We start from the raw sequence: 11,532 nt of genomic DNA, 5'->3' as shown, positions 1-11,532 counted from the left end.
GCGGCTCACTCGGTGCGCTCGACGCTCCACCCCGGCAGGTACTCGAAGAACGTGACGGCCTCCTCCCGCCACCGCGGACGCCACCCGGCGGCCTCGGTGGCGGCCTCGCGTGCGCGGCGCCGCATGTCCGCCGTCATCTTCTCGGGGACGCCGTGGCGCTCGGCGATGTCCCGGATGGCGGCGATGGTGCCCTCGGTGCAGGCTCCGTCGCCGAGTGCGGACTCCACCAGGGCCCGTTCGGAGCCGGTCGCCACCGCCAGGAGGGCGCGGACGGTGTAGTTGCGGCGCCCTTCCCGGATGTCCGCGCCGGTGGGCTTGCCCATGGCGGCCGCGTCGCCGAAGAGGTCCAGGTAGTCGTCGCGCATCTGCCCGCAGATCCCCACCAGCCGGGCGTAGCGCCGCAGTTCCTCGTCGTGGCGGCCCGGTTCGGCGCCGGCGGCGAGCAGTCCCAGCTGGAGCGGCGCGAGGACGGAGTAGCGGGCGGTCTTGTACTCGGCCACGTCGTGCAGCAGGTCCTCGGCCGGGTCCGCGGTGAAGTCCCGTTCCAGGTCGGCGATCTGGCCGGCGAATGTGGCCGACGCCGCTCGCGTCTGCACCTCCACCATGGCCTGCCGCACCGCGAGCGGGGCCCGGGAGTCGAGGAGGACCCGGAGGGACAGGGCGAGGGCGAGGTCGCCGGCGAGGAGGGCGAGCCCGAGCGCGGCCTGCGGCCGGTCGGGGAACCGGGCGCGGTAGGCGTAGTAGGTGGAGGGACCGCCCCGGCGGGTGGGGCTGTCGTCGATGATGTCGTCGTGGATCAGCCCGTGGGCCTGGAGCAGTTCGATGCTCAGCGCGGCGTCGTCGAGCCCCTCCACGGAGTCTGCGGTCACCAGGCGGGCGGCTTCGAAGAGGAGGGCCACCCGCATCCGCTTGCCGCCGCGCAGTGACAGGTCCCGCAGGAGGCCGAGGCACTCCGGGGTGAACCGGCTGGACGTCGGGGCGTCGAAGTCGGCGGCCAGGTCCCGGAAGTACTGCTCGAACCGCGCGCCGAACCGCCGCTCGTACCCGGCGAGGCGGGCCCGGATCTGCTCGGTGAGGACGGCGGCATCGGTCACGGGACGGTCTTCCGTTCTAGGAGGGAACGTGCATCCGGCTTGCGCGGAGCGGCACGGACCAGGGCAGCGGTTCTCATGGCGGTGGTTCGGACACCATGCTCCCCCATCCGCAGCGCGGTCCGAGCAGCCGGTGGCCGGCCGACCCTCACCGCCCCAACGCCAAGACTTGGCAATGATTTCCATCTCAAACTACAAGCCCCTGGTTGTGAAAATCGTTTCCATCTAACGTGGAGGTGTCCACCGGAGCTGGACCCCGCCCACCGGCAGGGCCAGCGGGTTCGAAGGAGCAAGTCCCCATGCGTGCCGCCCCGTCCAGCAAGGCTCGTCCCCGCCCCTTCAGAGTCGTCCTCGGCGCCACCGCCGTCGTCGCCCTCGCCGCCACCAGCGCGTGCTCCACCAGTTCATCGGCGAGGACCGCGGCCGCGGCGGCCGCGGGGTCGAGCAGCGCCGGCGGCGGCTCGAAGGTGATCCAGGTCGCCGCCGCGGAGAACTTCTGGGGCTCGATCGCCGCCCAACTCGGCGGGGACCACGTCAAGGTGACGAGCATCATCACCAACCCGGACACCGACCCGCACTCCTACGAGCCCACCGCCGCCGACGGCCGCACCGTCGCGGGCGCGGACTACGTGATCGCCAACGGGATCGGCTACGACGCGTGGTCCGACAAGCTGCTCTCCGCGAACCCGGGGCCGAACCGGATGACGCTGAAGGTCGGTGACCTGGTGGGGAAGAAGGAGGGCGACAACCCCCATCAGTGGTACTCGCACGACAGCGTGTACAAGGTGATCGACCGGATCACCGCCGACTACCAGAAGGCGGACCCGGCCGACGCGGCCTACTTCGACCAGCAGAAGCAGACCTTCACCACCCGGACGCTGGCCACGTACAACCAGCTGGAAGCCGACATCAAGGCGAAGTACGCGGACACCCCGATCGGCGCCTCCGAGTCGATCGTCACCCCGCTCGCCGAGAGCGTCGGCCTGAAGATGCTCACCCCGGAGACGTTCCTCGACGCGGAGAGCGAGGGCACCGACCCGACCGCCGCCGACAAGGCCGCCATCGACCGCCAGATCTCCGGCAAGCAGATCAAGATCTACGTCTACAACTCCCAGAACTCCAACCCCGACGTCGTGGCGCAGGTCAACGCCGCCAAGGCGCAGGGCATCCCGGTCGCCCAGGTCACCGAGACCCTCGCCCCGGCCGACGCCACCTTCCAGGACTGGCAGACCCAGCAGTTGCAGGGCATCGCCGACGCGCTGAAGGCGGCCACGGGCAAGTGAGCGGGCGGAACGAGCCGGGCAAGTGAACAAGCGGAGGGAGACGGGCACATGAGCATCCATCCGATCGAGAAGGTCCGTACGGACATCGGGCACACCGCTCCCGCCGGGGAGCCGGTGCTGTCGCTGCGCGGCGCGGCCGTGCGCGTGGGCGGGCGGACCCTCTGGTCGGGGGTCGACCTGACCGTCGGGGCCGGGGAGTTCACCGCCGTCCTCGGCCCCAACGGGGTCGGCAAGTCCACCCTCGTCAAGGTCCTGCTGGGGGTCCTCCCGGCGGCGGCCGGCGAGGTGCGCGTCCTCGGCGGCGCGCCCGGCGAGCGCAACGCGGCCGTCGGGTACCTGCCGCAGCGCCGCACCTTCGACGCGGGCGTGCGCATCCGCGGGGTGGACGTGGTGCGGCTGGGCCTGGACGGGGATCAGTGGGGGATCCCCGTCCCGGGCCTGGGCCGGGCCAAGCGCCGGGCCGCCCGGGAAAGGGTCGAGCAGGCCGTCGAGCTGGTCGGCGCAGGCAGGTACGCGCACCGGCCGATCGGGCAGTGCTCGGGCGGCGAGCAGCAGCGGCTGCTGATCGCCCAGGCGCTGGTGCGGCGCCCGCGCGTGCTGCTGCTGGACGAGCCGCTGGACAGCCTGGACCTGCCCAACCAAGGTGCGATCGCCGGGCTGTTGGGCCGGATCTGTCACGAGGAGGGGGTGTCGGTGGTGATGGTCGCCCATGACGTCAACCCGATCCTCCACCACCTGGACCGGGTGGTGTACATCGCCGAGGGCGGCGCCGTCGCGGGCAGGCCCGCCGAGGTGATCACCTCCGAGACGCTCACCCGGCTGTACGGCACGCCCGTCGAGGTGCTGCGCACGAGCGACGGCCGCCCGGTCGTGGTCGGGCAGCCGGAGGCGCCGGCGCTCCACACCGACCGGCACGGGAGGGGGGACGCCGATGCCGCTCGCGACTGATGCGTGGTCACCACGCTTCTCCTGGAACCTGGTCGCCGACTTCCAGGACATGTGGTCCTACCTGTCCATGGTGAACGCCTTCCGGGCCGGGCTGATCGTGGCCGTCGTGTGCGCCGTGGTGGGCTGGTTCGTGGTCCTGCGCCGGCAGACCTTCGCCGCGCACACGCTGTCCGTCGCGGCGTTCCCCGGCGCCTCGCTGGCCGTCCTGGCCGGCTTCTCCACCTCGCTCGGCTACCTCGGGTTCTGCACCGCCGCGGCCCTGGTGATCGCGGCGCTGCAGCGCGGGGGCCGAGAGGGCGGGGCGGAGGAGTCCGCCGTCACCGGGACGGTCCAGGCGTTCGCGCTGGCCTGCGGCTTCCTCTTCATCAGCCTGTACAAGGGCCTGCTGGAAGGGCCGATGGCGCTGCTGTTCGGCGACTTCCTGGGCATCACCACCGGGCAGGTGGTGACCCTCGCGGTGATCGGCGCGGTGGTGCTCGCCGTGCTCGCGGTGATCGGACGCCCGCTGCTGTTCGCCTCGGTGGATCCGGAAGTGGCGGCCGGCCGGGGCGTGCCGGTGCGGCTGCTGGGCACGCTGTTCCTGGTCCTGCTGGGCGCGGCCACGGCCGAGGCGAGCCAGATCACCGGCACGCTGCTGGTGTTCGCACTGATGGTGATCCCCGCCGCGACCGCCCAGCAGCTCACCGCCCGGCCGGGGCTCGGCCTGGTGCTGTCGGTGCTCCTCGGCCTGACCGCCTGCTGGGCCGGACTGATCGCGGCCTACTACCAGCCGTACCCGCTGGGCTTCTTCGTGACGGGCTTCGCGTTCGCCGCCTTCGTCCTCGCCCACCTGGTCCGCCACACCCGCGAGGCCGTCGGCCGCCGCGCGCGGACACCACTCGCGACCGGAGGTGCCGCATGACGTCCGTCGTCACCCAGGCGTTCTTCCAGCACGCCCTGCTCGCCGGGACGTTCATCGCGCTCGCCTGCGGCCTGGTGGGCTACTTCCTGGTGCTGCGCGCCCAGATCTTCACCGGTGACGCGCTCAGCCACGTCGCGTTCACCGGCGCGATGGCCGCCCTGGCCGGCGGCTACGACCTGCGCCTCGGGCTGTTCGCCGCGACCATCGGCGTCGGCCTGCTGATCGGCGGCCTGGGCCGGCACGGGCGCGCGGACGACGTGGTGATCGGCAGCGTCTTCGCCTGGATCCTCGGCCTGGGCGCCTTCTTCCTCACCATCTACACGACCTCGCGCAGCGGCGCCCGGGGCGGCGCCGGCACCAGCGTCCTGTTCGGCTCGATCTTCGGCCTGCACGGGAACCAGACCGCCGTCGCGGTCGCCATCGCGGGTGCGGTGTGCCTGACCGTGCTGCTGATCGCCCGGCCGCTGCTGTTCGCCACGCTGGACGAGGCCGTGGCCGCCGCCCGCGGCGTGCCCGTGCGGCTGCTGGGATTCGCGTTCCTCGCACTGGCCGGCGCGTGCGCCGGCGAGGCCACCCAGGCCGTCGGATCGCTCCTCCTGCTCGGGCTGCTCGCCGCCCCGGCAGGCGCGGCGATCCGGCTCACCGACCGCCCGTTCCGCGCCCTCGCGCTGTCGGCCGCGCTCGCCGTCGCCGACATGTGGGGCGGCCTGCTGCTCAGCGCGGCGGCGCCGAAACTGCCGCCGAGCTTCGCGATCATGGCCGTCGCCACCGCCGTGTACGCCGCCACCTTCCTGGTCCGCCCGGCCCGGACCACCGGTCCGGCAACGGTCCGAACCGGGCCGTGAGCACGGAGGGTGAGCCGATGACCTCGACGCCGATGACCGAGACGCCGATAGCCGAGACGGAGAACACCGCGCTGACGGAGGCCTTCCGCCGAGCCGCCGCCCGCCGCCGGACCACGCGCGAACAGACCCGGGACGACGGCGGGTTCGGCCGCCTCACCCCGCAGCGCGCCGAGGTGCTGCGCGCCCTCGCCACGTGCGAGGACTTCGTCAGCGCCCAGCTCCTGCACGCCGGACTGCTCGCCGCCGGATCCCGGGTGGGCCTGAGCACCGTCTACCGCACCCTCACCGCGCTCGCTGCCGTCGGCCGCGCCGACGTCATCCGCGACACCAACGGCGAACGGCTGTTCCGCCACCGGCCGGGCACCGCCCACCGGCACTACCTCGTCTGCCGCGCGTGCGGCCTGAGCCGGTCCGTCGAGTCCGCCGCCGTCGAGGCGTGGGCCGACCACGTCGCCCGGACATCGGGCTTCGCGGACGTGCGGCACACCGTCGAACTCACCGGCACCTGCGCCACCTGCCTCGCGGCCGGCTGACCGTCCGCGGCCGCGCGGACGACCCGCCACTCCCAGGCCCTCCGCTCCCAGGCCCTCCGCGCGACCGGCCCACCGGGACCTCTAGATGAAGATGATTATCAACGCTACTCTATCCCCGCTCCCCACTTGACGGTGAGCAGACAGTTCTCGCCGTCCATCGGCGGCGAGCGGGCTGAGGGGCGGTCACCTTGGTGAAGACGAGTCTCGGCAGCGCCCGGCACCTCCCGGCGGAACCGGCGGTCACCCCGCCCCGCCGGAGGCCCGCGCTGCCGTTCGGGGTACTGGCGGCAGCGGTGGCCACCGTCGTCCTGGTGCCGGCGTGGGACGCGGGCGTCGTGCGGACCTGGCGGACCGTCATGGTCGCCATCGTGGTGCAGGGCGTGCCGTTCCTGGTGCTCGGCACCGTGGTCTCGGCGGCGCTCGGGGCGTTCGTCCCCGAGCGGGTCTTCACCCGGGTGCTGCCGCGCAACCCCGCCCTGGCCGTACCGGTGGCCGGGGTCGCCGGCGCCGTCCTGCCGGGGTGCGAGTGCGCGTCCGTCCCGGTGGCCGGAAGCCTGATGAGACGGGGAGTCGCCCCGGCGGCGGCCCTGGCGTTCCTGCTCTCCGCGCCGGCCATCAACCCGGTGGTGCTCGTCGCCACCGCGATCGCCTTCCCCGGAATGCCGGAGATGGTGCTGGCGCGCCTGGCCGCCTCGCTCCTGACGGCGGTCGTGATGGGCTGGCTCTGGGTGGCGTTCGGCCGGCCGGAATGGCTACGGCTCCCGAAGGGCCCGGCCGGTGACGGCGACGGCTCGCGCAACCCGCTGGAGGAGTTCCGGCGCGGCTTCCAGCACGACTTCCTCCAGGCCGGCGGCTTCTGGTGGTCGGCGCCGCGGCCGCCGCCACCTTCAACGTCCTCGTCCCGCCGTCGGTGCTGCGCGTCTTCGCCGACGAACCCTGGCTGGGCGTCCCGGTCCTGGCGTTCCTCGCCGTGGTGCTGGCGGTCTGCTCCGAAGCGGACGCCTTCGTCGCCGCCTCGCTGACCGGCTTCTCACCGGTCGCCAGGCTCGCCTTCATGGTCGTCGGCCCGATGGTCGACCTCAAACTCGTCGCGCTCCAGTCCGGGGCCTTCGGCCGCGCGTTCGCCGCCCGCTTCTCCTCCGCGACCTTCGTCGTGGCCGTCGGCACCAGCATCGTGATCGGAGGGCTCGCGCTGTGAAGGCCACGCTCCGGGGCCTCGCCCCGTCCCTGCTCGTCGCGCTCGTGGGCGCGGCACTGCTGCGGATCACCCTCGCCGGGGACGTGTTCCTCCAGTACGTCAAGGAGGGCCTGCGCCTTCCGCTCATCGGCTCAGGACTCGTCCTGGTCGGACTGGGCATCGCGGGCGTCGCACGCCGGCTGGCCGAGCGGCACCGGGAACCCGTGCTTCGCTTCGGCCGGGACGCCGAGGGCAACGCCGTCTGGCACCGGCCCGCCACGCACGAAGGGCACGACTCCGGGCACGGACACGGACACGACCACGACCACGGCCCGCGGGTGGCGTGGCTGCTGACCGTCCCCGCCCTCCTGCTGCTCTGCCTCGCCCCTCCCCCACTGGGCTCGTTCAGCGCCTCCCGCGACGGCACGGACGCCGTCGTCGACCAGGCCGGCTACGCCCAGCTGGCCACACCCGTGCCCGCCGGAACGCCCGGAGCCACCGGTGACACGTGGACGGACGTGGTCACCCCGATGTCGCTCACCGAGTTCATCGGCCGCAGCCACGACCCGCAGCGGAGCCTGGAGCACCGCAAGGTCCGGCTCACCGGCTTCGTCGCCCCCGGCGCGCAGCCGGGCGAGTGGTACCTCAACCGGCTGGTCGTCAGCTGCTGCGCGGCGGACGCCCGCCGCCTGCGCGTCCTGGTGCACGCCGACGGCCCGACCCCGGCCACCGACAGCTGGGTGGACCTCACCGGCGTCTGGCACCCCGCCCCCGGTACGTCGGCCACCGCCGCCCCGCGGATCGACGTCTCCGAACAGCACGGCGTCCCCCAGCCCCGCGCCCCGTACCGGGACGTCCCGCCTTCGGACGGGTAGCCGGACACCGCGCAGCGGCGCCGGGCCGCCTTTCGGGTTCGCCCGCCGGACGCGATGATGTCCGGCGGTCCGACTCGTCCGCGTGGCCACGGCCCTTGAGGAGAACACCCGTGAAGATCTTCATCTCGTCCGACATGGAAGGCGCCGCGGGGATCGTCGACTGGGAGCAGTGCCGGCCGACGGGCTCCCAGTACGGCTACTACCGGGAGTTGCTCGAACAGGAGGTCAACGCGGCGATCGAGGGCGCCGCCGCCGCGGGAGCCACCGAGTTCCTGGTCAACGACTCGCACGCCGCGATGTCCAACCTCCGGCCGGACCGCCTCGCGCGCCGCGCCCGCTACCTGTCGGGCCGGCACAAGCCCCTCTACATGATGCAGGGTCTCGACCCGTCGTTCGACGCGGTCTTCTTCGTCTCCTACCACGGCTCGATGTCCGGCGCGGCGTCCGCGCTGTCCCACACGTACAACCCGCGCGCGATCGCCGAAGTGCGGCTGAACGGCATCGCGGCCGGGGAGGCGGGCATCAACGCGCTGGTCGCGCTCGGGCACCGGGTGCCGGTCGTGCTGATCACCGGCGACGACGTCACCGCCGGGCAGTTCGAACCGTTCTGCCCCGCCGTCGAGGCGGTCGTCGTCAAGACGTCGGTCTCCCGGTTCGCCGCCGACAGCCTGCACCCGGAGCAGGCGAGGGAGTTGATCCGGGACGGCGCCAACACCGCCGTACGGAACCTCGGGGACGCCGCACCGCCCGCGATCGCCCTGCCCGCCACCCTCGCCGTCCGCTTCCGCAACGCCGACCTCGCCGAGATGGCGACCTGGATCACCGGCGTGATCCGCGCCGACGACCTCACCGTGCACATCACCGATGACGACCCCGTCCGCCTCTACCGCGCCTTCGTCACCGTCGTGTTGCTCACCCGGGGAATCGCCGAGTAGCCGTGTCGCGCGCCGCCTGCTCGAAGGGGCCGAGCAGGGCACGCGCGGCCCGCCCCGGGTCGGAGTGCCGGAAAACCGTTGGACGGACCGGGCGGGGAGTCGTCATGATCCGCAGTCGTGACGACTCCCGAACAATTCCTGGTCCGGGCCGCCGCCCGCAACAACGCCGAGTGGTGCGCAGCGATGGGCCGATCCCACGGCGTGGCGGGCCAGTTCGGCCCCCACGCCTGGTCCGCGCCGTCCCGCACGCCGGTCTACTACCCGGACGCGGTGACGCTGGCGCCGGGCGCCGACGAGGCCGCGCTGGTGTCGCGGATCGACACCGCCGCACCCGGCGCCTCCGTCAAGGACAGCTTCGCCGACCTCGATCTGACGGCGGCCGGCTTCCGGGTCCTGTTCGAGGCGCAGTGGATCCACCGCCCGGCCGGCGCCCCCGCCGTGGCCCCGGATCTCGCCTGGGACGTGGTGGCCGACCCGGACGCGTTGCGCGCCTGGGCACTCGCGTGGGACGACGGGGGCGGCGACGCGGACCTCTTCCGCCCCGAGTTGCTGGACGACCCCGCCACCTCGGTGCTCGCCGCCCGTTCGACCGACGGCCGGGTGGTCGCCGGGGCGGTGGCGAGCCGCAGCGACGAGGTGGTCGGAGTCTCCAACGTCTTCGCACCGAACGGCGGCCCCGACGCGGCCTGGCCATTCGTCCTGGACGCAATGACCCGGTTGTTCCCCACCCTGCCGGTGGTCGGCTACGAGCACGGCGACGACCTGGCGGCAGCCCTCCGCCACGGCTTCGAGCCGCTGGGCCCCTTGCGGATCTGGCTGCACGAGCGGTAGCCGATCTTTCTGCGCGAACGCGACGCTCACGCCTCGGCTCCAGCGTGGCCCGAGGTCGCTCAGCGGGCGGCTTCCCGAGCCGGATCGCGGAGGAGGGCGAGGCGGCTGGCGGTGCGGTCGAGGTCGCGCATGAGGGTGGAGCCGGTGGAGAGGCCGGCGAGCGGGTCGGCTCCGATCAGGACCAGGCGGACGTCGCGGTCGCAGCAGACGTCGACCAGGTTGGCGAAGCGCCGACGGCCGTCGGGGGACGCCTCGGTGAGCGGGATGACGCCGTCGAGGACGACGGTGGGGAAGCGGTCGGCGAGCGCGAGGTAGTCGGCGACGGCGGTGAGGCCCTCGCACAGGTCCTCGAAGCCGAACCACACGTGGTCGTCGCGAACCGCCCGGGCCGGCAGCTCACGGTGGTGGGCGGCGACCGGACCCGCTTCCTCGGGCCGGGGCGGGGTGAGGCCGGCCGACGTCTCGTCACCGGGGTGGAGACGGGCGCCGAGGGCGAAGCCGTGGCCGCCGTCCGCCCGGGGCCGCTGCCGGAAGTCGACGGGTCCGGAGACGTCCAGCACGTCCATCCGCTCCTCGATCAGCCTGATCGTCGGCTCGAAGAGGTGGTGGTACAGCGGGTCGGGCATCAGGCCGGCGGGCGGGTAGTTGGAGGTGGTGACGAGCGTGATCCGCCGCTCCAGCAGGGTGCGGAGGAGACGGGCGACCAGCATCGCGTCACCCGCGTCGTGGGCGTGGAACTCGTCGAAGACGAGGATCCGGCAGTCGCCGAGGAGCTCGTCGACGGCCCGGTCCACCGCCGCGCCGTCCGCGGGCCGGTTCTCCGTGCCGTAGGCCACGCCCTCGTGCAGCCGGCGGAAGAAGTCGTGGAAGTGCAGCCGCCGCTTGCGCGGGGTCGCCAGCCCGTCGAGGAAGGTGTTCACCAGCCAGCTCTTGCCGCGGCCGACCGGGCCCCAGAGGTAGAGGTGCCGCGGACTGCGGCGCAGCCGCCAGGCCGGGTGGGCCAGTTCGCCGGCCAGTCGGCTGAGTCGTTCGACCGGGAGTTCCTGGGCGGGGTCGAGCGTGAATCCGTGCTGCCCGGCGGCCCGCTGGAAGTGCCCACGCATCGCCTCGTACTGCTTCTGCACCCTGTCCGTCACGGGTCCGGACCCTAGCAGGGCACCGGTATCAGCAAGATCGTCGGCCACACCCCCATGGTCGTGGGGCGCGCTGCATGGACCGGGGGTGGGGGCGCTCCCACGCAATGCGCCGGGGCGCTCCCACGCAGTGCGCTCGGACGAACACGCCCTCACACGAACGACACCCGACCCCCGCAGAAGTCTCGCGTCGGCCGGGTGTCGCAAAGCGGTCCGGTCTGCGTACGCTCGCATCCCGATCCGATCCGGTCCGGCCTGTGGGCGGCATGGCAGTCACCGCCGGGATCCCGGTCATGCCGCGCCTACGGAAAAGATCCCATGAGTTACTGCACCCCCTGCCGACGCCACCTCAACGGCGCGCTCTCCTGCCCCGGCTGCGGCCGGGCCGCCGAGGCCACGACCGGGGATGGTGCGGGCCGGGAACCCACCCGGCCGGTCGAGGCTCCGTCCACCGCGCCGTCGCGCCAGTCGGCACGACGGTCGGCCCGGCGGCGGGCCGGCCGGGCGCGGGGCCGGGTCCTGGCGGTGTCGGCGGCCGGGGTGGTGGTCTGCGGGCTGGCCACCGTGCTGCTGGCCGGCGGCAACTCGGACGGTGCGGTGACCCCGGCCTCCGCCGGCACCGGGTCACCGTCGCAGAACAACGCGCCGATCCCGGCCGCACCGGCCGCACCGGCATCGGCCACCACGGCCGCGGCCACCGCCCGCCCGCAGCCGTCGGCTTCCAGCACCCGGCCGAAGCCGTCCAGCAGCACCACGTCCGCCGCGGCGTCCCCGTCCGGCCCGCCCACGTCCGCCGCCGTGCCCCCTCCCCCGGCGGACCCGCCCGCGAAGCCGGCCCCCAGCACGACCACGCCGAACACCGGCCCCGCTCCCCAGCCCTCCCCCACCCAGCACCCGACCACCCCGCCGGCCACACCTGGCTGCAAACCGTTCCTGTTCTGGTGCACCTGAGCGTTCTGGTGCACCTGAACGACAGCACG

General features: G+C 73.5%; 11 protein-coding genes and 1 pseudogene. 9 read left to right on the top strand and 3 right to left on the bottom strand.

The genetic code is table 11. The features are described 5' to 3' along the window. Window positions 1–5: 5 nt before the first annotated feature. Window positions 6–1,094 (bottom strand): polyprenyl synthetase family protein, encoded by a 1,089-nt coding sequence (locus tag ACFV4F_RS03785; RefSeq protein WP_380500309.1) that lies wholly within the window; start codon window positions 1,092–1,094, stop codon window positions 6–8. A 296-nt stretch (window positions 1,095–1,390) separates the two neighbouring features. On the opposite strand from ACFV4F_RS03785, the gene ACFV4F_RS03780 reads away from it, so the two are divergent. From ACFV4F_RS03780 to ACFV4F_RS03740, 9 genes and pseudogenes are all read left to right on the top strand, one after another. Next, window positions 1,391–2,374, top strand: a complete 984-nt coding sequence (locus ACFV4F_RS03780; protein ID WP_380500308.1) for a metal ABC transporter solute-binding protein, Zn/Mn family — start codon at window positions 1,391–1,393, stop codon at window positions 2,372–2,374. A gap of 48 nt (window positions 2,375–2,422) precedes the next feature. Then, window positions 2,423–3,322, top strand: coding sequence for a metal ABC transporter ATP-binding protein (locus ACFV4F_RS03775; RefSeq protein ID WP_380500307.1), 900 nt, complete (start codon window positions 2,423–2,425; stop codon window positions 3,320–3,322). Then, on the top strand, window positions 3,306–4,223 hold the full coding sequence (locus tag ACFV4F_RS03770) for a metal ABC transporter permease (RefSeq protein WP_380500306.1): 918 nt from the start codon (window positions 3,306–3,308) through the stop codon (window positions 4,221–4,223). Before ACFV4F_RS03775 ends, ACFV4F_RS03770 begins: the two co-directional genes overlap by 17 nt. Further along, complete coding sequence (locus tag ACFV4F_RS03765; protein ID WP_380500305.1) at window positions 4,220–5,068, top strand: metal ABC transporter permease; 849 nt, start codon at window positions 4,220–4,222, stop codon at window positions 5,066–5,068. Before ACFV4F_RS03770 ends, ACFV4F_RS03765 begins: the two co-directional genes overlap by 4 nt. A 17-nt stretch (window positions 5,069–5,085) precedes the next feature. Then, entirely contained in the window at window positions 5,086–5,601 is a 516-nt protein-coding gene (locus ACFV4F_RS03760) for a Fur family transcriptional regulator (protein ID WP_380500304.1), read from the top strand. A gap of 188 nt (window positions 5,602–5,789) precedes the next feature. After that, a pseudogene (locus ACFV4F_RS03755) lies at window positions 5,790–6,799 on the top strand (permease). Next, window positions 6,796–7,653: a TIGR03943 family putative permease subunit gene (locus ACFV4F_RS03750; protein ID WP_380500303.1), complete on the top strand. Its 858-nt coding sequence runs from the start codon at window positions 6,796–6,798 to the stop codon at window positions 7,651–7,653. Before ACFV4F_RS03755 ends, ACFV4F_RS03750 begins: the two are co-directional and overlap by 4 nt. 110 nt (window positions 7,654–7,763) lie before the next feature. After that, window positions 7,764–8,588, top strand: coding sequence for a M55 family metallopeptidase (locus tag ACFV4F_RS03745; RefSeq protein WP_380500302.1), 825 nt, complete (start codon window positions 7,764–7,766; stop codon window positions 8,586–8,588). 117 nt (window positions 8,589–8,705) lie between these two features. After that, a complete protein-coding gene (locus ACFV4F_RS03740) occupies window positions 8,706–9,419 on the top strand; it encodes a hypothetical protein (protein ID WP_380500301.1) in 714 nt (237 codons plus the stop codon). A 59-nt stretch (window positions 9,420–9,478) separates the two neighbouring features. On the opposite strand, the gene zapE is transcribed toward ACFV4F_RS03740, so the two are convergent. Beyond that, complete coding sequence (gene zapE, locus ACFV4F_RS03735) at window positions 9,479–10,555, bottom strand: cell division protein ZapE (protein WP_380500300.1); 1,077 nt, start codon at window positions 10,553–10,555, stop codon at window positions 9,479–9,481. Window positions 10,556–10,875: 320 nt separating this feature from the next. After that, complete coding sequence (locus tag ACFV4F_RS03730; protein ID WP_380500299.1) at window positions 10,876–11,499, bottom strand: hypothetical protein; 624 nt, start codon at window positions 11,497–11,499, stop codon at window positions 10,876–10,878. Between the last annotated feature and the right edge of the window lie 33 nt (window positions 11,500–11,532).

The organism is Kitasatospora sp. NPDC059722 (assembly GCF_042733235.1).
Lineage (GTDB): Bacteria > Actinomycetota > Actinomycetes > Streptomycetales > Streptomycetaceae > Kitasatospora.
Note: the sequence above shows the minus strand (reverse complement) of the source record. Positions and strands in the feature narration are given on the sequence as shown.

Excerpts from the sequence above, each read along its gene's own strand:
- ACFV4F_RS03780 (WP_380500308.1), top strand. The coding sequence starts at position 1,391 with ATGCGTGCCGCCCCGTCCAGCAAGGCTCGTCCCCGCCCCTTCAGAGTC.
- ACFV4F_RS03775 (WP_380500307.1), top strand. The coding sequence starts at position 2,423 with ATGAGCATCCATCCGATCGAGAAGGTCCGTACGGACATCGGGCACACC.
- ACFV4F_RS03770 (WP_380500306.1), top strand. The coding sequence starts at position 3,306 with ATGCCGCTCGCGACTGATGCGTGGTCACCACGCTTCTCCTGGAACCTG.
- ACFV4F_RS03765 (WP_380500305.1), top strand. The coding sequence starts at position 4,220 with ATGACGTCCGTCGTCACCCAGGCGTTCTTCCAGCACGCCCTGCTCGCC.
- ACFV4F_RS03760 (WP_380500304.1), top strand. The coding sequence starts at position 5,086 with ATGACCTCGACGCCGATGACCGAGACGCCGATAGCCGAGACGGAGAAC.